Source organism: Thiobacillus sp. 65-1402, from assembly GCF_001897685.1.
Classification (GTDB): Bacteria; Pseudomonadota; Gammaproteobacteria; order Burkholderiales; family Thiobacillaceae; genus Thiobacillus.
The window spans coordinates 1-20362 of the sequence record NZ_MKUG01000159.1; the positions used below are offsets into that span (position 1 = coordinate 1).

Annotated in this window: 26 protein-coding genes and 1 pseudogene; 23 read left to right on the forward strand and 4 right to left on the reverse strand. The window is 62.7% G+C overall.

Annotated features, from left to right (window positions below):
* The 17 genes and pseudogenes from BGO62_RS12025 to BGO62_RS12105 all read left to right on the forward strand — a co-directional run.
* A pseudogene (locus BGO62_RS12025) lies at positions 1-118 on the forward strand (50S ribosomal protein L5); the annotation flags it as partial.
* A 7-nt stretch (positions 119-125) separates the two neighbouring features.
* The gene (rpsN, locus tag BGO62_RS12030; RefSeq protein WP_296642800.1) at positions 126-431 is read left to right on the forward strand and encodes a 30S ribosomal protein S14; all 306 of its coding nucleotides are present in this window, start codon (positions 126-128) and stop codon (positions 429-431) included.
* 12 nt (positions 432-443) lie between these two features.
* Complete coding sequence (rpsH, locus tag BGO62_RS12035; protein WP_296642749.1) at positions 444-839, forward strand: 30S ribosomal protein S8; 396 nt, start codon at positions 444-446, stop codon at positions 837-839.
* A 12-nt stretch (positions 840-851) separates the two neighbouring features.
* Positions 852-1382 (forward strand): 50S ribosomal protein L6, encoded by a 531-nt coding sequence (gene rplF / locus BGO62_RS12040; RefSeq protein WP_296642751.1) that lies wholly within the window; start codon positions 852-854, stop codon positions 1380-1382.
* 16 nt (positions 1383-1398) lie between these two features.
* A complete protein-coding gene (gene rplR, locus BGO62_RS12045; protein WP_296642753.1) occupies positions 1399-1752 on the forward strand; it encodes a 50S ribosomal protein L18 in 354 nt (117 codons plus the stop codon).
* A 15-nt stretch (positions 1753-1767) separates the two neighbouring features.
* The gene (gene rpsE / locus BGO62_RS12050; RefSeq protein WP_018079518.1) at positions 1768-2283 is read left to right on the forward strand and encodes a 30S ribosomal protein S5; all 516 of its coding nucleotides are present in this window, start codon (positions 1768-1770) and stop codon (positions 2281-2283) included.
* 3 nt (positions 2284-2286) lie between these two features.
* Positions 2287-2472, forward strand: coding sequence for a 50S ribosomal protein L30 (gene rpmD, locus BGO62_RS12055; RefSeq protein WP_018079519.1), 186 nt, complete (start codon positions 2287-2289; stop codon positions 2470-2472).
* Positions 2473-2907 carry a 50S ribosomal protein L15 gene (rplO, locus tag BGO62_RS12060; RefSeq protein WP_296642757.1) on the forward strand — a complete coding sequence of 145 codons (435 nt, stop codon included), beginning with the start codon at positions 2473-2475 and terminating at the stop codon, positions 2905-2907. It begins immediately after the preceding gene.
* A gap of 19 nt (positions 2908-2926) precedes the next feature.
* On the forward strand, positions 2927-4240 hold the full coding sequence (gene secY, locus BGO62_RS12065; RefSeq protein WP_296642759.1) for a preprotein translocase subunit SecY: 1314 nt from the start codon (positions 2927-2929) through the stop codon (positions 4238-4240).
* Positions 4240-4458, forward strand: coding sequence for a translation initiation factor IF-1 (infA, locus tag BGO62_RS12070; RefSeq protein WP_018079522.1), 219 nt, complete (start codon positions 4240-4242; stop codon positions 4456-4458). The genes secY and infA overlap by 1 nt, the downstream gene beginning before the upstream one ends.
* A gap of 44 nt (positions 4459-4502) precedes the next feature.
* On the forward strand, positions 4503-4616 hold the full coding sequence (rpmJ, locus tag BGO62_RS12075; protein WP_026240735.1) for a 50S ribosomal protein L36: 114 nt from the start codon (positions 4503-4505) through the stop codon (positions 4614-4616).
* A 92-nt stretch (positions 4617-4708) separates the two neighbouring features.
* A complete protein-coding gene (gene rpsM, locus BGO62_RS12080; RefSeq protein WP_296642763.1) occupies positions 4709-5065 on the forward strand; it encodes a 30S ribosomal protein S13 in 357 nt (118 codons plus the stop codon).
* A gap of 9 nt (positions 5066-5074) precedes the next feature.
* Positions 5075-5467 carry a 30S ribosomal protein S11 gene (rpsK, locus tag BGO62_RS12085; RefSeq protein WP_018079524.1) on the forward strand — a complete coding sequence of 131 codons (393 nt, stop codon included), beginning with the start codon at positions 5075-5077 and terminating at the stop codon, positions 5465-5467.
* Between the two features lie 14 nt (positions 5468-5481).
* Positions 5482-6111 (forward strand): 30S ribosomal protein S4, encoded by a 630-nt coding sequence (gene rpsD / locus BGO62_RS12090; protein ID WP_296642768.1) that lies wholly within the window; start codon positions 5482-5484, stop codon positions 6109-6111.
* 43 nt (positions 6112-6154) lie between these two features.
* Entirely contained in the window at positions 6155-7135 is a 981-nt protein-coding gene (gene rpoA, locus BGO62_RS12095) for a DNA-directed RNA polymerase subunit alpha (protein WP_296642771.1), read from the forward strand.
* 100 nt (positions 7136-7235) lie between these two features.
* Positions 7236-7625 (forward strand): 50S ribosomal protein L17, encoded by a 390-nt coding sequence (rplQ, locus tag BGO62_RS12100; protein WP_296642773.1) that lies wholly within the window; start codon positions 7236-7238, stop codon positions 7623-7625.
* Positions 7626-7771: 146 nt separating this feature from the next.
* Positions 7772-8500, forward strand: coding sequence for an SAM-dependent chlorinase/fluorinase (locus tag BGO62_RS12105; RefSeq protein WP_296642774.1), 729 nt, complete (start codon positions 7772-7774; stop codon positions 8498-8500).
* A gap of 6 nt (positions 8501-8506) precedes the next feature.
* Here BGO62_RS12105 and BGO62_RS12110 read toward each other — a convergent pair whose 3' ends face one another.
* The 4 genes from BGO62_RS12110 to uvrA form a co-directional block, all read right to left on the reverse strand.
* Positions 8507-9772 (reverse strand): glycerate kinase, encoded by a 1266-nt coding sequence (locus tag BGO62_RS12110; RefSeq protein WP_296642776.1) that lies wholly within the window; start codon positions 9770-9772, stop codon positions 8507-8509.
* A 125-nt stretch (positions 9773-9897) separates the two neighbouring features.
* Positions 9898-10221, reverse strand: a complete 324-nt coding sequence (locus BGO62_RS12115; RefSeq protein ID WP_296642779.1) for a hypothetical protein — start codon at positions 10219-10221, stop codon at positions 9898-9900.
* 122 nt (positions 10222-10343) lie between these two features.
* A complete protein-coding gene (locus tag BGO62_RS12120) occupies positions 10344-11078 on the reverse strand; it encodes a pseudouridine synthase (RefSeq protein ID WP_296642781.1) in 735 nt (244 codons plus the stop codon).
* A gap of 1 nt (position 11079) precedes the next feature.
* Entirely contained in the window at positions 11080-13902 is a 2823-nt protein-coding gene (gene uvrA, locus BGO62_RS12125) for an excinuclease ABC subunit UvrA (RefSeq protein ID WP_296642784.1), read from the reverse strand.
* Positions 13903-14001: 99 nt separating this feature from the next.
* Between uvrA and BGO62_RS12130 the strand changes: the two genes are divergently transcribed.
* The 6 genes from BGO62_RS12130 to aspS form a co-directional block, all read left to right on the forward strand.
* Positions 14002-15363, forward strand: a complete 1362-nt coding sequence (locus tag BGO62_RS12130) for an MFS transporter (protein WP_296642787.1) — start codon at positions 14002-14004, stop codon at positions 15361-15363.
* Positions 15364-15415: 52 nt separating this feature from the next.
* Entirely contained in the window at positions 15416-15904 is a 489-nt protein-coding gene (gene ssb / locus BGO62_RS12135) for a single-stranded DNA-binding protein (RefSeq protein WP_296642789.1), read from the forward strand.
* Positions 15905-16036: 132 nt separating this feature from the next.
* Complete coding sequence (locus BGO62_RS12140) at positions 16037-17977, forward strand: TonB-dependent receptor (protein ID WP_296642793.1); 1941 nt, start codon at positions 16037-16039, stop codon at positions 17975-17977.
* Between the two features lie 159 nt (positions 17978-18136).
* Positions 18137-18397 (forward strand): FmdB family zinc ribbon protein, encoded by a 261-nt coding sequence (locus tag BGO62_RS12145; RefSeq protein WP_296642802.1) that lies wholly within the window; start codon positions 18137-18139, stop codon positions 18395-18397.
* Positions 18398-18467: 70 nt separating this feature from the next.
* Positions 18468-19070 (forward strand): DUF502 domain-containing protein, encoded by a 603-nt coding sequence (locus tag BGO62_RS12150; protein ID WP_296642796.1) that lies wholly within the window; start codon positions 18468-18470, stop codon positions 19068-19070.
* An 8-nt stretch (positions 19071-19078) separates the two neighbouring features.
* The coding region (aspS, locus tag BGO62_RS12155; RefSeq protein WP_296642798.1) for an aspartate--tRNA ligase at positions 19079-20362 on the forward strand (1284 nt) is incomplete at its 3' end.

A 20362-nucleotide genomic window follows, 5' to 3' on the forward strand; every position in this document is an offset into this window, starting at 1 on the left:
CGAGTACGACAAGATCGATGCTCTGCGTGGGATGAATATCACGATCACCACCACCGCCAAGACTGATGATGAAGCGCGAGCATTGCTTGCCGCCTTCAGTTTCCCGTTCAAGAATTGAGGTAGGCATGGCCAAGTTATCCTTGATTAATCGTGAAGAAAAGCGCGCGCGCATGGTGAAGAAATATGCTGCCAAGCGTGCCGAGATCAAAGCACTGATCGCCAATTCGCAGACTAGCGATGAAGACCGCATGGCGGCCTATCAGGCTTTGCAGGCCCTGCCGCGCAATGCCAGTCCGGTGCGTCAGCGCAACCGCTGTCAGCTGACCGGGCGTCCGCGCGGCGTGTTCAGCAAGTTTGGCCTGGCGCGCGGCAAGCTGCGTGAATATGCGATGCGGGGCGAAATCCCGGGCATCGTCAAGGCAAGCTGGTAAGGGGTAGACGATATGAGTATGAGTGATCCCATTGCGGACATGCTGACCCGCATTCGTAATGCGCAAGTGGTCGAGAAGGCGGCTGTCTTGATGCCTTCATCAAAGGTCAAAGTGGCTATAGCCAAGGTGCTGAAGGACGAGGGTTATATCGAGGATTTCGCTATTCGTGGCGAAGCCGGTAAGCCCGAGCTCGAGCTGCAATTGAAATATTACGCAGGCCGTCCGGTGATCGAGCGCATTGAGCGCGTGAGCCGGCCTGGGCTGCGGGTCTACAAGGGTGCAGAGGAATTGCCGCGCGTCATGAATGGCCTGGGTGTCGCGATTGTCTCTACCTCGAGTGGTGTGATGACGGACCGCCATGCGCGCGCCAAGGGCGTCGGTGGTGAAGTCCTGTGCGTGGTTGCGTAAGAGGGAGCGGATATGTCACGTGTAGCCAATAATCCTATTACGTTGCCTAAAGGCGTCGAGGTTGCGCTGGGTGGCGCGGTCTCGGTCAAGGGGCCTCTGGGGGCACTGAGTCAGGCGATGTCGGATGACGTGTCGGTCGCGCTTAATGACGGCGTGCTGACTTTTGCGCCTACCAACGAAAGCATCCAGGCGAATGCCATGGCGGGAACGATGCGGGCGCTCGTCAACAACATGGTGCAGGGCGTCTCCAAGGGTTTCGAAAAGAAGCTTTTGCTGGTTGGCGTCGGGTATCGCGCTCAGGCTCAGGGCGACGCGCTCAATCTGACGCTTGGTTTCTCGCATCCGGTTGTGCACAAGATGCCTGCTGGCATCAAGGTTGAAACCCCGACGCAGACCGAGATTGTGATCAAGGGCGTCGATCGTCAGGTCGTTGGGCAGGTGGCCGCCGACGTGCGCGCATATCGTCCGCCGGAGCCTTATAAGGGCAAGGGCGTTCGCTATAGCGACGAGGTGGTTATCAAGAAAGAGACCAAGAAGAAGTAAGGCTTAAGGACAGACAATGAACACCAAGCAATCACGGATTCGCAGAGCGCGCAAAACCCGCGCCAAAATCGCGGCCGTCAAGGCGATCCGCCTGGCAATTCACCGCACCAACAGCCACATCTACGCGCAGATAATTTCGGCGGACGGCGGCACGGTCATGACCAGTGCGTCCTCTAACGACAAGGAACTGCGCGCCGCTTTGGGCAACGGTGGCAACGTGGCGGCAGCAGCTGCCGTTGGCAAGCACCTGGCCGAGAAAGCCAAGGGCTTGGGCATTGAAAAAGTGGCTTTCGATCGAGCTGGTTTCAGGTTTCATGGGCGAGTGAAAGCCCTCGCTGAAGCAGCCCGCGAAGGCGGTTTGGTATTTTAACGAGGCAGACTCAAGATGGCCCGTACAGCACCTACTAGTAACGAAGAGCGCGGCGACGGCTTGCGCGAGAAGATGATTTCGGTCAACCGCGTCACCAAAGTGGTGAAGGGTGGCCGGATCATGGGTTTTGCCGCACTGACCGTGGTCGGCGACGGCGATGGCGGGATCGGCATGGGCAAGGGCAAGTCCCGTGAAGTGCCGGTGGCCGTGCAGAAGGCGATGGAAGAGGCCCGCCGCAAGCTGGTCAAGATCAGCCTGAAGAATGGCACCTTCCATCATACGGTGGTGGGGCAGCACGGCGCTTCGCGCGTGTTGATCCAGCCGGCATCGGAAGGTACCGGGATTATTGCCGGTGGGGCGATGCGCGCCGTATTCGAAGTGATGGGCGTACAGAACGTGCTTGCCAAGTGCTTAGGTTCGACCAACCCCTACAACGTCGTGCGTGCGACGATCGATGGCCTGTTGAAAATGTCCACACCGTCCGAGATTGCTGCCAAGCGTGGCAAGTCCGTCGAAGACATCACGGGGTAAGTCATGAGCGAGCAGAAAAAAATCAGGGTGACGCTGGTCAAAAGCTTGATTGGCACCAAGGCGCCGCATCGCGCCTGCGTGCGCGGCTTGGGCCTGCGTCGCATGCATCACACGGTCGAGGTGCTTGACACCCCGGAAAACCGCGGAATGATTTCCCGGGTCGCCTATCTGGTGAAGTGCGAGGCTTAAATGGAACTGAACAATATTAAACCGGCCGACGGCGCCAAGAAGAACAAGCGTCGCTTGGGTCGCGGCATTGGCTCCGGCCTGGGTAAAACCGCGGGGCGTGGCCACAAGGGCCAGAAATCGCGTGCCGGCGGCTTCCACAAAGTGGGATTCGAGGGCGGCCAGATGCCGATGCATCGCCGTTTGCCCAAGCGCGGCTTCGTTTCGCTGACCAAGGCCGATACGGCGCACATCCGCCTGTTCGAACTGGCAGCGGTGGGAGTCGATGAGATCGATTTGCTGGTGCTGAAGCAGGCCGGCCTCGTCGGTGCCGCGGCCAAGGGCGCCAAGGTTTACCTGGCCGGCGAGATCGGCAAGGCGGTCAAGCTGCGCGGTATTGCCGTCACCAAGGGGGCGCGCGCTGCGATCGAGGCTGCGGGCGGCAGCATCGCCGACTGAGTCAGCGAGGACAAACGCTTTGGCTACGCCCAAAACCGGTCTGAATAAATTCGGCGACCTCAAGCGCCGCTTGTTATTCCTGCTCGGCGCTTTGATTGTGTACCGTATCGGCACCTTCATCCCGGTGCCGGGTATCGATCCTCTGGTGCTCGATCAGCTCTTCAAGTCGCAGCAGGGTGGCATCCTGGGCATGTTCAACATGTTCTCCGGCGGTGCGCTGTCGCGTTTCAGCGTGTTCGCGCTGGGGATCATGCCGTACATTTCGGCGTCGATTATCGTGCAGTTGATGACGACGGTGTCGCCGCAGCTGGAAGCGCTGAAAAAAGAGGGCGAGGCGGGGCGTCGCAAGATTACCCAGTACACCCGTTATGGGACCTTGTTTCTGGCCGTTTTCCAGGCACTGGGTATTGCCATTGCCCTGGAATCGCAAGCCGGTCTGGTGCTGGATCCGGGGATGGCATTTCGCTTGATCACTGTGGTTACGCTGACTGCCGGCACGATGTTTCTGATGTGGCTGGGGGAGCAGATTACCGAGCGCGGCTTGGGTAATGGCATTTCCATCATTATTTTCGCGGGTATCGCCGCGGGCCTGCCGCATGCGATCGGCGGTACGCTGGAGTTGACGCGCACCGGTGCGTTCTCGATCCCTCTGGTGCTGATGCTGTTCGTCGGCGTGTTGCTGGTGACGGCGCTGGTGGTGTTCGTCGAGCGTGGCCAGCGCAAGATCCTGGTCAACTATGCCAAGCGCCAGGTCGGAAAAATGGTGGTGGGCGGCCAAAGTTCGCATCTGCCGCTCAAGTTGAATATGGCCGGGGTGATTCCGCCGATTTTCGCCTCCAGCATCATTTTGTTTCCGGCGACCCTGGCGGGCTGGTTTGGCAGCAGCGACAACATGGGCTGGCTGAAAGACATTGGAGCGACCCTGTCGCCTGGCCAGCCGGTGTACGTTTTACTGTATGCGCTGGCAATCATCTTCTTTTGCTTTTTCTACACGGCCCTGGTGTTCAACCCCAAGGAAACCGCAGACAACCTGAAGAAGAGCGGCGCGTTCGTTCCGGGTATTCGCCCGGGCGATCAAACCGCACGCTACATCGACAAGATTTTGACCCGGCTGACGTTGGTGGGGGCAATCTACATCACCCTGGTGTGTCTGCTGCCCGAGTTTCTGATTCTTAAGTGGAATGTTCCTTTCTATTTCGGGGGAACGTCGCTGTTGATTATTGTGGTGGTGACCATGGATTTCATGGCGCAGGTTCAGGCTTATGTCATGTCTCACCAGTATGAGGGCTTGCTCAAGAAAGCCAATTTCAAGAATGGTTTGGTGGGGCGTTGATGTCTAAGGAAGATGTCATCCAGATGCAGGGTGAAGTCGTTGAAAACCTGCCGAACGCCACCTTCAGAGTCAAACTTGAAAATGGCCATGTCTTGCTAGGCCATATCTCCGGCAAGATGCGCATGCACTACATCCGGATCCTGCCGGGCGACAAGGTGACAGTAGAGCTTACCCCGTACGATCTGACCAAAGGCCGGATTGTTTTCCGGGCCAAATGATTTTTGACCGGCGGCATGCTGCCGGTGAGTGAATGGAGAGAACCATGAGAGTGCAGGCTTCAGTCAAGAAAATGTGCCGTAAATGCAAGGTTGTGCGCCGTAAAGGCGTAGTGCGCGTGATCTGCGACGATCCGCGTCACAAGCAGCGTCAGGGCTAAGAAGGCCCCGTCGCCGGCAAGTGTGAATTCGAGTCGACCCAAAGGCGGGTTGACGTGTTATAATTTTTTGTTTTGCGTTCGGAGCTTTGCGAATGGCTCGTATTGCTGGGGTTAATATCCCTAATCATCAACACGCGATTATTGCGTTGACCGCCATTTATGGCATCGGCAGAACTACGTCCGGCAAGATTTGCGAGGCAGCGGGCATTGCCCAGACTTCGAAAATCAAGGACTTGTCCGAGGCAGAGATGGAGCGCTTGCGTGAGGGCGTGGCCAAGTTCACGGTCGAGGGCGACCTGCGCCGTGAAATCACCATGAACATCAAGCGCTTGATGGATCTCGGCTGCTATCGCGGCTTCCGTCATCGCAAAGGCTTGCCTGCGCGTGGTCAGCGCACTCGCACCAACGCGCGTACCCGCAAGGGTCCACGCAAGGCCATCAAGAAATAAAGGTTAACCATGGCAACGAAAACTGCAACGCGCGTGCGCAAGAAGGTCAAGAAGAATGTCGCTGAGGGAATTGCGCACATTCATGCTTCTTTCAACAATACCATCGTGACGATCACCGATCGTCAGGGCAATGCCCTGTCGTGGGCGACCGCCGGTGGCGCGGGCTTCAAGGGGTCGCGTAAATCGACGCCGTTCGCGGCGCAGGTGGCGGCTGAAAACGCCGGCAAGATGGCGCAGGAATACGGCGTCAAGAACCTGGAAGTCCGGATCAAGGGCCCCGGCCCGGGCCGTGAATCCACCGTGCGCGCACTGAATGCGCTGGGCTTCAAGATCGTTGCGATCTCGGATGTCACCCCGATCCCGCACAACGGTTGCCGTCCCTCCAAAAAGCGTCGTATCTAATCCTAGGGTAAATCATGGCTCGTAATCTTGATCCCAAATGCCGTCAGTGCCGCCGCGAAGGCGAAAAGCTGTTCCTGAAAGGCGAGAAGTGTTTCACCGACAAGTGCGCCATCGAGCGCCGCGCTTATGCGCCTGGTCAGCATGGCCAGAAGAGCGGTGCCCGTCTGTCCGGCTATGGCGTGCAATTGCGTGAAAAGCAGAAAATCCGCCGTATCTATGGCGTGCTCGAAGGCCAGTTCCGCCTGACCTACAAGAAGGCGGACAGCCGCAAGGGCGTGACGGGCGAAAACCTGCTGTCGATGCTGGAGTCGCGCCTGGATTCGGTGTGCTATCGCATGGGCTTTGGCGCGTCGCGCACCGAGGCGCGTCAGGTGGTGCGTCATAACGGCATCACGGTTAACGGCCGCCGGGTCAATATCCCGTCGTACCAGGTGCGTGCCGGCGATGTGGTCGAGGTGTCCGAAAAGGCGAAAGCCCAGCTGCGCATCAAGGGGGCGGCGGAAGCCACCGCCGCGCGCGGTTACCCCGAGTGGGTCGAAGTCGACGCCAAGGCGCTCAAGGGCACCTACAAGGCCGCCCCGCAGCGTTCGGAACTGCCGTCGACCATCAACGAGTCGCTGGTCGTCGAACTGTACTCCAAATAAGTTGGCTCGGTCTTTGTGACTCGGTCTTAAGGAATCGCACTCTATGCAAAGCGCTACGGAATTTCTCAAGCCGCGTATTGTGGAGGTGGATCGCGCCTCCCCGCTGCACGCCAAGGTCATCATGGAGCCCTTCGAGCGCGGCTATGGGCACACGCTCGGTAATGCGCTGCGTCGTATCCTGTTGTCCTCCATGGTCGGTTATGCGCCGACCGAAGTCAGCATCAGCGGTGTCGTTCACGAGTATTCGACAATCGAAGGCGTTCAGGAGGATGTCGTCGACATCCTCCTGAACCTCAAGGGCATCGCTTTCAAGATGCATGGCAAGTCCGAAGCGATCCTGAAGGTTTCCAGGTCGGAGGAAGGCATCGTTACCGCGGGCGATATCGAAGTCGGCCACGACATCGAGGTGCTGAACCCGGATCACGTGATTGCTCACCTGACCAAGGGCGGCAAGCTCGATATGGAAATCAAGATCGAGAGTGGCCGCGGGTACCAGCCGGCCACAGCGCGCAAGGTTTCTGAGGAAGCCCGCTCGGTAGGCTCTATTCTGGTGGATGCCTCGTTCAGTCCGGTTCGCCGCGTAGCTTACTCGGTGGAAAGCGCGCGCGTGGAGCAACGCACTGACCTTGATCGGCTGGTAATCGATATCGAAACCAATGGCGTGGTCGAGCCGGAAGAGGCTGTCCGTACCGCTGCCCGCATTCTGGTGAACCAGTTGTCCGTATTCGCCGATCTGGAAGGCACGCCTGCCGAATCCGAGTCGCCGCGTTCGCCGCAGGTGGATCCCCTGCTGCTGCGCCCGGTCGACGACCTGGAACTGACCGTGCGTTCGGCCAACTGCCTGAAAGCTGAGAATATCTACTTCATCGGCGACCTGATCCAGCGTTCTGAAACCGAACTGCTGCGCACGCCGAATCTGGGCCGCAAGTCGTTGAACGAGATCAAGGACGTGCTGGCTTCCAAGAGCCTGTCCCTAGGGATGAAGCTGGAAAACTGGCCGCCAGCCGGCCTTGAGCGCCCCTGAATCGTTTAAGTAAGTACCCTGTAACCCTGAATCAAACAATAAAGTGCGGGCTGCCGTGGCAGGCAGCCTTGCCCAAGAATACAACCTGAAAGGACACGCCATGCGCCATCGTCAATCCAACCGCAAACTCAATCGCACTACCAGCCATCGTCTGGCCATGTTCCGCAACATGAGCAACTCCCTGCTGAAGCACGAAGTCATCAAGACCACGCTGCCGAAGGCCAAGGAACTGCGCCGCTTCGTTGAGCCGCTGATCACCCTGGGCAAGGAACCCAGCCTGGCGAATCATCGCCTGGCGTTCGACCGCCTGCGCGACCGCGAAATGGTCGTCAAGCTGTTCGGCGAACTGGGCCCGCGTTACAAGACCCGTCCCGGCGGTTACCTGCGCATCCTGAAGTACGGTTTCCGCAACGGCGACAATGCGCCGATGGCACTGGTCGAACTGGTCGATCGCCCGGACAGTGACGCCACGCCGGCCGAAACCGAATAAGCCGTATTGCTGAATGGATTGAAAAAGCCGGGTCTTCCCGGCTTTTTCTTTGGGCGCCCAGGCGGAACTGCAGATCGGCGCTGCGGCTTGCCGCTTCGCAGCATTGTCATGCATAGTTGGCTTCCCCGCCTGCCACAGGAACAGCCGTGATTGTTCTCTTCACCGATTTTGGCGTGCGCGACCCCTATGTGGGTCAGGTCAAGGCTCGCCTGGCTGAACACGCGCCCAGCCAGCAGGTGGTGGACCTGCTGCACGAGGCGCCCGACTTCAATCCCCATGCGGGCGCCCATCTGCTCGCTGCGTTTGCGCCGGGTTTCCCACCAGGCAGCGTGTTCCTGACGGTGGTGGACCCTGGCGTCGGCACGCCGCGCGGTGCCGTGGTCGTCCTGGCTGGCGGCCGCTGGTTCGTCGGACCGGACAACGGATTGCTGTCCATCGTTGCCGCGCGGCACAGCGACACCCGGCAATGGCGCGTCGACTGGCAGCCCGAAATCCTGTCGGCCACGTTCCACGGGCGTGACCTGTTTGCGCCCATTGCGGCCGATATCGCGCGCGGCGAATTTCCCACCGCCAAGCTGACCCAGACAGACAGGCTCGCTGTCGAGTTCGATGCGGGAGACCTCGCCCGCGTGATATACATTGACCATTACGGCAACGCCTGGACCGGCATCCGTGGCGCGCCGAAGGATGCGCGCGTCAGCGCCGCGGGCGAATTGTTCAGACACAGCGAAAGTTTTGGCTTTGTCGGCAAGGGGGAGGGGTTCTGGTTCGTCAACAGCGTGGGGCTGCTGGAACTTGCGGTCAACCGCGGCAGTGCCGCGACGGCGTTTGGCTTGACGGTCGGCGACCCGGTCCAGGTGCAGCGGCTGAATTGACGGCGCTCACTCGACGTCGAGCAGTAGCGCCCGGTAGTCGTTGACGTTGGTGCGGGTGGGGCCGGTAACGACCAGGTCACCCAGCGCGGAAAAAAATCCATGGCTGTCATGCGCCGCCAGCAGGCTTTCTGCTCGAACGCCGAGCGCACGGGCACGCGCAAGCGTGTCAGGGCTGAGCAGTGCACCGGCATTGTCTTCGCTGCCGTCGATGCCATCGGTGTCGCAGGCAATCGCCCAGGCCGGAGTACCGCGCAAAGCCAGCGCCAAAGCCAGCAAATATTCGCTGTTGCGCCCCCCTCGCCCATGCTGTGGGCGCAGCGCAACGGTAGTTTCGCCGCCCGAGATCAAGGCGAGCGGCCCCCTGGCGAGGCGAGCGTGGACCAGTGCGGCATGCTGCCGGGCGACTGTCTGGGCGTCGCCGCTGATACTGTCGGAAATCAGCAGCGCGGGGATGCCGTGCTGTTCGAACACCCCGACCGCTGCCATCAGGCTGTCGTGCGCGCGGCCGATGACGCGGGTTTCCATGCGTGAAAAGCACGGGTCGCCTGGTTTGGGCGTGTCGTCGCGCGCATTCGCCGAGCAGGCTTCGAGATGGCGTTGAACCCCGCGGGGTAGCGCGATCCGGAAATGCGCCAGCCTGTCGAGCGCATCGGAACAGGTGGTGGGGTCGGGTGTGCAGGGGCCGGATGCGATGGTGCTGGGGTCATCGCCGACAACATCGGAAATGATCAGTGCCCGTCCCCGGGCCTTGCCTGATGCGCGCGCCAGCTGCCCGCCCGACAGGCGGGTGAGGTGTTTGCGCACGATGTTGATGTCGTGGATGGGGGCGCCCGCGTGCAGCAGGGCCCGGGTGACCTGGCGCAACTCCTTCAGGCTGACGCCAGCGACCGGCGCGGCGAGCAGGCTGGAGCCGCCGCCCGAAACCAGTGCCAGCAGCAGATCGTCCTCCCCTAGCCCCGCCGCCAGCTCCAGCATCCGCAAGGCTGCGGTTTCGCCGCGCCCGTCGGGCAGCGGGTGGCTGGCTTCGACCACTTCGATGCGGCGGGTAGGCAGACTGTGTCGATAGCGGGTGACCACCAGACCGGACAAGCGCGCAGCGGCCGGCCAATGGGCCTCGACGGCAGCGGCCATGCTGGCGGCTGCCTTGCCGCCACCGACCACCAGGGTGCGGCCGCTTGGCGGCGCAGGCAGATGCGGCGGCAGGATGCGTGCGGGATCGGCTGCGGCGACGGCAGCGTGAAACGAGTCCAGCAGCAGGGTGCGCGGATTCATTGGGCAAAGGTGGAAGAACCGATGCTGGATTGCCAGGCTGGGCTTCGGGGCGCGGCCAGCGCTGGCCGGGCAAACAAAAACGGCCAGGTTTATTTACCCGGCCGCTTGCGCTGCCTGCAGTGGAATTACTGCTTGGCGGCGTCTTTGGCCTTGTCGGCCATGTCCTGCGCCTTGTGCGCGCCGGCGGCGGCTGCGTCGGCGGCGCCCTTGGCGGCGTCGGCGGCCGCCCCGGCAGCGGCGTCACCGGCTGCGGTAGCGGCTTCTCCTGCAGCAGTGGCGGCGGCGCCGGCTGCGTCGGCGGCTGCGCCCGCCGCTTCCTTGGCGGAATCGGCAGCAGCGCCGGCCGCTTCCTTGGCCTGCTCCACGGCGGGGGCGGCGGCCTCTTCCGCCTTTTTACAGGCGGTCAGCGCAAGGGCGGCGAAAAGTGCGACGAGAAGTTTGGATTGCATGGAGGTCTCCCTGGTGTGGATTGAATGTAAAGGCAATGCGGGTCTGGCAACCCGCACTTTTTATTAATAATGCCAAAACCTACCGGGAACAAGCTTGTCGGCTTTTATTTGCACTGTGAGACTCAAAAACGCTCGTCCGGGCGCAGGTAACGCCATTGCCCCGGCGGCAGATCGCCCAGCCGCACGCGCCCGATACGCACGCGCTTCAACCCCACGACTTGCAGGCCGACCAGTTCGCACATGCGGCGGATCTGGCGCTTGCGGCCTTCTTTCAGAATGAAGCGCAGCTGGTCGGCGTTCTGCCAGCCGACCTTGGCCGGGCGCAGCCGGTGGCCGTCGAGCGAGAGGCCGTGGTTGAGCCGCGCGAGGCCTGCTTCATCGAGGCGCCCGGCTACCCGCACCAGGTATTCCTTTTCGATCTCGGAATCGTCGCCGATCAGCTGTCTGGCGATGCGCCCGTCCTGCGTCAGCACCAGGAGACCGGTCGAGTCGATGTCGAGCCGCCCGGCGGGCGCCAGGCCTTTCAGGTGAGCGGGATGAAAGGCCGGGCCGGCGCGTCCGTCCCGCCACTGGGTCTCGGGGCGGATCAGGGCCACGGCGGGTTGATAGCCCGGCTCCGGCTGGCCGGACACATAGCCGACCGGCTTGTGCAGCAGGATGGTGACGCGCTGTTGCTGTTGCGCGCTGGCGGCGCTATCCAGGCGGATCGCGCAGTCGGGGTCGACCTTGGTGCCGAGTTCGCTCACCCGTCTGCCGTCGACAAACACCAGCCCGCGCTCGATGTAGCTGTCGGCCTCGCGACGCGAACACAGGCCGCGCTCCGACATCAGCTTGGAGAGGCGAATGGGTTCGGCCATCTCAGCGCCGCGCCAGCACCGGTTGCAGATACTTGCCGGTATGGCTGGCCGGGTTGTCGGACACGGCTTCGGGCGTGCCTTCGGCGATGATCTGCCCGCCGCCGGCGCCGCCCTCGGGGCCAAGGTCGATCAGCCAGTCGGCGGTCTTGATCACATCCAGGTTGTGTTCGATGACGACCACGCTGTTGCCGGCGTCGCTCAAGCGCTGCAACACGTTCAGCAGCAGGTCGATGTCGGCGAAATGCAGGCCCGTAGTCGGCTCGTCGAGGATGTACAGCGTGCGCCCGGTGTCGCGTTTGGATAGCTCCAGCGCGAGCTTGACCCGCTGCGCCTCGCCACCCGACAGCGTGGTGGCGGACTGGCCGAGGCGGATGTAGCCGAGGCCGACGTCGAGCAGGGTCTGGAGTTTCCTTTTGATCACCGGCACCGCGGCGAAGAATTCGTGCGCCTGCTCGATGGTCATTTCCAGCACGTCGCGGATGGTCTTGCCCTTGTACTGCACTTCCAGCGTCTCGCGGTTGTAGCGCGCGCCGTGGCAGACGTCGCACGGCACGTAGATGTCGGGCAGGAAGTGCATCTCGACCTTGATGACGCCGTCACCCTGGCAGGCCTCGCAGCGTCCGCCCTTGACGTTGAACGAGAAACGCCCGGGCCCGTAGCCGCGCGTGCGCGCTTCCGGCACCCCGGCGAAGAGTTCGCGGATCGGCGTGAAAAGGCCGGTGTAGGTGGCCGGGTTGGAGCGCGGGGTGCGGCCGATCGGCGACTGGTCGACGTTGATCACCTTGTCGAAAAACGCCAGCCCGCGGATCTCGCCGTGCGGCGCGGGCTCGGCGCTGGAGCCGTAGAGGTGGCGCGCAACCGCGGTGTAGAGGGTGTCGTTGATCAGCGTCGATTTGCCCGATCCGGAGACGCCGGTGACGCAGACGAACAGCCCCACCGGCAGGTTGAGCGTGACGTTCTTCAAATTGTTGCCGCTGGCATTCGTCACCACCAGCTGTCTTTCGGCATCGGGTGCGCGGCGTTTCTTGGGAATGGCGATCGCGCGCCGTCCCGACAGATACTGGCCGGTGAGCGAGGCCGGGCTCAGGCGGATTTCCTCCGGCGTCCCTTCGGCCACCACTTCGCCGCCGTGCACGCCGGCGCCGGGGCCCATATCGACCACGTAGTCGGCGGCGCGGATCGCGTCCTCGTCGTGCTCGACTACCAGCACCGAGTTGCCGATGTCGCGCAGGTGCTTCAACGTCGCCAGCAGGCGGTCGTTGTCGCGCTGGTGCAGGCCGATCGACGGTTCGTCAAGGACATACATCACGCCGGTGAGGCCCGAGCCGATCTGCGAGGCGAGCCGGATGCGCTGCGCCTCGCCGCCCGACAAGGTGTCGGCGGAACGGTCGAGCGACAGGTAATCGAGCCCGACGTTGTTGAGGAAACCGACGCGCGCGATGATTTCCTTGACGATCTTGTCGGCGATCTGCGCGCGGTGGCCTTCGAGCCTGAGCGCCTTGAAAAATCCCAGCACCTGCTTCAGGGGCATCGCGCTGACTTCATAGATGGGCACGCCGCCGACCATCACATGGCGCGCTTCCTCGCGCAGGCGGGTTCCCTCGCAGGCCGGGCAGGGCTTGTTGTTCTGGTACTTGGCGAGCTCCTCGCGCACCGCCATCGAGTCGGACTCGTGGTAGCGGCGCTCCATGTTGGCGAGCACGCCCTCGAATGGATAACTCTTGGTGGTGTAGCCGCCGCGCGGCGCCAGCGTCTGGAAGGCGATCGCCTCGCGGCCAGAGCCGTTGAGGATCACGTCCTGGATGCGCGGCGGCAGCGATTCCCACGGCGTGTCGAGTTCGAAGCCGTAATGCATCGCCAGGCTTTGCAGCATCATGTAGAAGAACTGGTTGCGTTTGTCCCAGCCCTTGATGGCGCCGCTGGCGAGCGACAGATGCGGGAAGGCGACTACCCGCGCCGGGTCGAAGAAGGTGATCTGGCCGAGGCCGTCGCAGGTGGCGCACGCGCCCATCGGGTTGTTGAACGAGAACAGGCGCGGCTCCAGCTCGGGCAGCGCGTAGCTGCACACCGGGCAGGCGAATTTGGCAGAGAAGAGGTGCTCCTCGCCGCCATCCATCTCCACCGCCAGCGCGCGCCCCTCAGCATGGCGCAACGCGGTCTCGAAGCTTTCGGCGAGACGCTGCTTGGCGTCGGTACGCACCTTCAACCGGTCGACCACCACCTCAATGGTGTGCTTCTTGTTCTTGTCGAGCTTGGGCACCGCATCGATCTCGTGCACCTTGCCGTCGACCCGCACCCGCACGAAGCCCTGCGCGCGCAGTTCGGCGAACAGTTCGAGGTTCTCGCCCTTCCTGCCCACCACCAGCGGCGCCAGGATCATCAGCCGGGTGTCCTCCGGCAGCGCCAGCACCGCATCGACCATCTGCGACACCGTCTGCGCCGCCAGCGTGATGCCATGCTCCGGACACTGCGGGTCGCCGACCCGCGCGTATAGCAGGCGCAGGTAGTCGTGGATCTCGGTGACGGTGCCGACGGTCGAGCGCGGGTTGTGGCTGGTGGCCTTCTGCTCGATCGAGATCGCCGGGGAGAGGCCCTCGATCAGGTCGACGTCGGGTTTCTCCATCAACTGCAGGAACTGCCGCGCATAGGCCGACAGCGACTCGACGTAGCGCCGCTGCCCTTCGGCGTAGAGCGTGTCGAACGCCAGCGAGGACTTGCCCGAACCCGACAGCCCGGTGATCACCACCAGCTTGTTGCGCGGCAGGTCGAGGTTGACGTTTTTCAGGTTGTGGGTGCGGGCGCCGCGGATGCGGATGTATTCCATGAGGTTTGACGGCGGGAGCGTAATTCGCAACCTGCTAATATAACGGACTTCCCGCATTCACCGAATCCCGCAGTGGCTCACATCGACCTGTCAGAAAGCATGACCCGCGCCGAAAAACGCGCTGCAGCGGGCCTGGCGGCGATTTTCGGCCTGCGCATGCTGGGCATGTTCCTGATCCTGCCGGTGTTCGCGCTGTACGCCGAGCATCTGCCGGGCGGCACCGATCACGCCCTCGTCGGCCTCGCGCTTGGCATGTACGGCCTGACCCAGGCGATCCTGATGATCCCCTTCGGCATGGCATCCGACCGCATCGGACGCAAGAAGGTCATCATCTTCGGATTGCTCGTATTCGCGCTCGGCAGCTTCGTTGCGGCAACGGCGAGCGATATCTACTGGACCATTTTCGGCCGCGCGCTGCAGGGTGCCGGCGCCATTTCCGCCGCCGTTACCGCCATGCTCGCCGACCTCACGCGCGAGGAACACCGCACCAAGGCGATGGCGCTGGTCGGCTCGACCATCGGCCTCGCTTTTGCCGTGTCGCTGGTGGCGGGGCCGGCGCTCAATCGCGTGATCGGTGTGCCGGGGATCTTCGCGCTGACCGGCATCCTGGCGCTGGCCGCCATCTGGGTGGTGAAAGTATGGGTGCCCGATCCCGCGGACAGCCATTTTCATGCCGATGCCCAGGCTAATCCGGCGCGGCTGAAAGACGTGTTGCGCAACCGCCAGTTATTGCGGCTCGACTTCGGGATTTTTGCGCTGCATGCCGCGCAGATGGCGATGTTTGTGGTGGTGCCGGTGGCGCTCAAGGACAGCGGGCTGGCCGCCGACCACCACTGGGCGGTGTACTTGCCGGTGTTGCTGGGCTCCTTCGTGCTGATGGTGCCCGCCATTATTTATGGCGAAAAGCGCGGCCGCATGAAGCCGGTGTTCATCGGCGCGGTGGCGCTGATGCTGCTGGCGCAATTCGGGCTGGCGTTCGGCATCGACCATTTCTGGGGCATCGTGTGGGCGCTGTTTTTCTACTTTGTCGCCTTCAACCTGCTCGAAGCCAGCCTGCCTTCGCTGATCTCCAAGCTTGCGCCGGTGTCGGCCAAGGGCACCGCGATGGGCGTCTACAACACCGCGCAGGCGCTGGGACTGTTCTTTGGCGGGGCGTTCGGCGGCTGGCTGGCGCAGCATCATGGCTTCCAGGCCGTATTCCTGTTCTGCGTGACCTTGATGGCGACTTGGCTGATCGCGAGCCTGTCGATGACGCCGCCGCCGGCGATCAAGACCCGCATGTTCCGCGTGGGGGCGATGCCGGCGGATCAGGCCGCCTTGCTGAAAGCGCAGCTGGCCGGTGTGGCAGGCGTGGTGGAAGCCGTGGTGCTGGCCGAAGAAGGCGTGGCCATGCTCAAGGTCAGCCTCAAGGGCTGGGACGAGGCCGGCGTGCGCAGCCTGCTGGAGACAGCTGCTGCCTGACAGGCCGGCCTGATAGAATCCGCAACACTTCAAGCTCAATTCAGGGGAAAACATGGCATCCGTCAACAAAGTGATTCTGGTCGGCAACCTCGGGCGCGATCCTGAAATGCGCTATCTGCCGAGCGGTGAGGCCGTCGCCAACCTCGCCATCGCCACCACTGACAAATACAAGGACAAGACCGGCCAGATGGTCGAAGCGACGGAATGGCATCGCGTCAGCTTTTTCGGCCGCACCGCGGAGGTCTGCGGCCAGTACCTGAAGAAGGGCAGCCAGGTCTACGTCGAGGGCTCGATCCGCACCCGCAAATACACCGACAAGGAAGGCATCGAGAAATACGCCACCGAAATCCGCGGCGACCGCATGCAGATGCTCGGCAGCCGTGCCGGCGGCGGCATGGCCGACATGGACGACGGCGGCTTCAACCAGTCCCCGCAGCCGCGCAGCCAGCCGCGCGGCAATGCGGGCACCAGCGCTCCCGCGGCGGCGCAGCGGCCCGTGAGCAGCGGGTTCGACGACATGGATGACGATATTCCGTTCTGAGTCTCAAGCGCACAGGACGGTCGGCCGATAACCCTCGCATTCAGAATAAATGGGGCGGAGAGGAGGGCGGCGCGCACGGCGCGCCGACACGGGGTGAACGGTAAAAAACACATGGCATCCGGCGCGTTGAGCATGGCGCTACTGCTGGGCGGGGGCTTGCTGTCGCCTGCCCTGGCGCGGGCGGAGATCACCGAATCCGATTTCCTCGACGACTTGCCGGTGGTGCTGTCGGCGTCGCGCCTGTCGCAGCCGGTGAACGAGACGCCGGCTGCCGTCACCGTCATCGACCAGCCCATGATCCGCGCCTCGGGCTTTCGCGATATTCCGGATCTGCTGCGGCTGGTGCCGGGCTTTTCGGTGGCTTATACCCGCGACAACACATGGGCAATCGGCTACCACGGCATGGCCGATGCGTTTTCGCGGCGCTTCCAGGTGCTGGTGGACGGGCGCTCGATCTATAGCGCCGCCTATGGACAGGTCAACTGGGGCGAGCTGCCGCTGTCCATCGACGATATCGAGCGCATCGAGGTGGTGCGCGGGCCCAATGCCGCGACTTACGGCGCCAACGCCTTTCTGGCGGTCATCAATATCATCACGAAGGATCCGAGCCAGACGCTGGGTGACTTCGCTTCCGTGCAATATGGCGAGCAGGGCATGTCGGGGTTGACGCTGCGCCACGGCGGCGAGCAGGGGGATCTGCGTTACCGCGTGACCCTGTCCGCGCAGACCCGCGATCGTTTTGAGACCGATGTGCGCGATGGGAATGCCGCAGCGAAGATGTATGAGGAAACCCAGACCTATTTCCTGAGTGGACGGGGAGATTACCGGATTTCGTCCAGCGACGAATTCAGCGCGCAGTTTGGCCTGAGTGTCGGCGACTGGCAGGCCGGCTATTCTCGGAATCCAGAGGAGCCGACCGGGCAGAATGTGTCGGCGCAGTACGTGCAGTTTAAATATCGGCGGGTGCGCGATGCCGACGACGAATGGATGGTGCAGGCATACTTCAGCCGCAATGTGCTGGATGCGCCCAATGTCACCCCTCTCGTTCCCCCGGTCTTTCCGATTGTCACCCCGTTTCTCCTCGATGCCGGGGTCGATGTTACGCAGACGCGCGCCAACCTCGAGTTCCAGGCCAACCGGCGCATTACGGCGGACTGGCGGATGGTGTGGGGGGCCGAGGTGCGGCACGAAACGGTGGAAAGTCAGCGCTATTTGAATACGCACGATACGCTGGGCGGCACGCTCGGGCGCGCCTATGCCAACCTGGAATGGCGGGCGCGCCCCGATCTGCTCGTGCAGGGTGGTGCAATGCTGGAACACCACTATTTCACCGGCACTGACGTTTCCCCGCGCGCGGCGGTCAACTACACCCTGGCCGAAGGGCACACGCTGCGCCTGAATGTCTCGCAGGCCTACCGCTCCCCCACTTTCTTCGAGCAGAAAGGGAACGTGTCCTACTACACGACGACCGGGACCTTGCTCGAGCAGGTATTCGCGCCCTCCAGCCCGCTGCGTCCCGAACGCATACTTTCGCGTGAAATCGGCTATGTCGGCGACTATGCGGCAATGCACGTGCAACTGGATATCAAGCTGTTTCGCGACACGATCCATGATCACATTAACAGCAGCGGCTCGCCGGGGCGGTTCACCAACCGCGAAGATTTCTCGGTGCGTGGCGGTGACTTGCAACTGCATTGGCAGCCTGTGTCCAATTTGCGGCTGTCGGCGCAATATGCGCGCGCTTTCATCGATGCGGGCCCGAGTGTCGACCGGGACCTGGCACGGTCGGCGCCGCGCAACAGTTTCAGCCTGCTCGCTCGCTACGATCTGGGGCAGGGCTGGATGGCCAGCGCGGGGGCGTATCGATCGGGGCGCATGAAATGGCTGTCCGAAGGCGATGTCACCCAAGCCTTCACCCGCTGGGATGCACGCCTGGCGCGTCGCTGGAAGTGGGAGGGGCGCGAAGTGGAAACCGCCCTGGTGGGGCAGAATCTGGGCAAGGATTACGGCGAGTTTCGCGAGGAAAACGTCTTCAGCCGCCGCGTCTACGGCAGCCTGAGTTTGGCCTGGTAGTGCCGGCATCTTGAAACCCGGCAAGCCGGCGCCAGATTCGGACGTGTGCCCGCTGTTTGGGACATGTGCCCGTCGTTTGGGTACTTGTGCCGTCGTTTGGGTACTTGTGCCCGTCGTTTGGGTATAATTCCGCAACTTCTTGATTTATCGGAGCGAATCATGCCGATTTATGCCTACAAATGTGCGTCCTGCGGTTTTTCGCAGGACGAAATGCAAAAAATATCCGACGCGCCGCTGACAGATTGCCCGTCGTGCGGCAAGGCCGAATACGCCAAGCAGCTCACGGCGGCCGGCTTCGCCCTGAAAGGGACCGGCTGGTATGCCACCGATTTCAAGGGCGGCGGCAGCAAACCGGCCGAAACGAAGCCCGAAGCGCCCTCCCCAGCCTGTGGCACGGGCGCCTGTCCGGCGTGTAACTGACGCGGCGGGATCGACCTGGAAGCGGGCGGTGCAAGCCGCCCGCTTCTTCGTTTTTGACTGATTGGAACGAATGAAGCGCTATTTCATTACCGGCCTGCTGATCTGGGTACCCCTGGGGATCACCCTGTGGGTGCTCAATCTGTTGATCGGCACCATGGATCAGAGCCTGATGGTGCTGCCCGCCGAATGGCAGCCCGAGGCCTGGCTGGGGATGCGGATTCCCGGTCTCGGCGTGATCCTGACGCTGCTGACCATTGTGCTGACCGGCATGTTCGGCGCCAATTTCTTCGGCCAGAAGATCATCGACTTCTGGGAGCGCCAGCTGACCCGCATCCCGGTGGTGAAAACCATCTACGGCAGCGTCAAGCAGGTGTCCGACACCCTGCTGTCGGGCAACGGCCACGCGTTCAGAAAAGTGCTGCTGGTGCGCTATCCGCATCCGGAGGCGTGGTCGCTGGCGTTCCAGACCAATGTGCCGGACGAGGTGGCGCGGGTGCTGCCGGACGAACACGTGGCGGTGTTCATCCCCACTACGCCGAGCCCGGTGAACGGCTTTTATTTTTACGTGAAAAAGAGCGAGGTCGTCGAGCTGGACGTGTCGGTCGACCGCGCATTGAAATACATCGTCTCGATGGGCGTTGCTTCGAGCGAAGCGCGCCCCGGCATTAAATAGGAAACAACATGCGTACTCATTACTGCGGGGGCGTCAGCGCCGCCGACATCGGCAACACCGTCACCCTGTGCGGCTGGGCGCACCGGCGGCGCGACCATGGCGGGGTGATCTTCATCGACCTGCGCGACCGCGAGGGCATGATGCAGGTGGTGATCGACCCCGACACCCCGGAAGCGTTCAGGCTGGCCGAGGATGTGCGCTCCGAATTCGTGCTGAAGATCGAGGGCCTGGTGCGGCCGCGTCCCGCCGGCACCGAAAACCCCAACATGCCGACCGGCATGGTCGAGCTGCTGACCAAAAAACTGGAGGTGCTGAACCCCTCGCTGACGCCGCCGTTCCAGATCGACGACGACACCATCAACGAGAACATCCGCCTGCAGTACCGCTACCTCGACCTGCGCCGCGAGCCGATGCAGAAGAACCTCAAGCTGCGCTATCGCGTCTCCAAGCTGATGCGCGACTACCTCGACGCGCACGGCTTCATGGAAGTCGAAACGCCGATGCTGACGCGCTCCACCCCGGAAGGCGCGCGCGACTACCTGGTGCCGAGCCGGGTGCACGACGGCATGTTCTACGCGCTGCCGCAGTCGCCGCAGCTGTTCAAGCAGCTTTTGATGGTGTCGGGCGTCGACCGCTACTTCCAGATCACCAAGTGCTTCCGCGACGAGGACCTGCGCGCCGACCGCCAGCCCGAGTTCACCCAGGTCGACCTCGAAACCTCGTTCATGGGCGAGGAGGCGATCATGAACCTGGTCGAGGGCATGATCCGCGACATGATGCAGAAGGCTCAGGACATAGCCCTGCCCGCCGCCTTCCCGCGCATGACCTACGCCGAGGCGATGAACAAATACGGCTCCGACAAGCCTGACATGCGGGTGACGCTGGAAATCGTCGACGTCGGCGACGTCATGAAGGAGGTCGCGTTCAAGGTCTTCTCCGGCCCGGCCAACGACCCCAAGGGCCGTGTCGCCGCGCTGCGCATTCCCGGCGGCGCCAGCTTGAGCCGCGGCGAGATCGACGGCTACACCGAGTTCGTGAAAATCTACGGCGCCAAGGGGCTTGCCTACATCAAGGTCAACGACGTCACGCAACTCAACGAAGCCGGCCTGCAGTCGCCCATCGTCAAGAATCTCTCCGCAGCGTCGCTCGCCGCGGTGATCGAACGCACCGGTGCTGCCAACGGCGACCTCATCTTCTTCGGCGCCGACCGCGCCAAGGTGGTGAACGACGCGCTCGGCGCGCTGCGCCTCAAGATCGGCCATGAAAAAGGCCACGTTGACGGCCGCACCTGG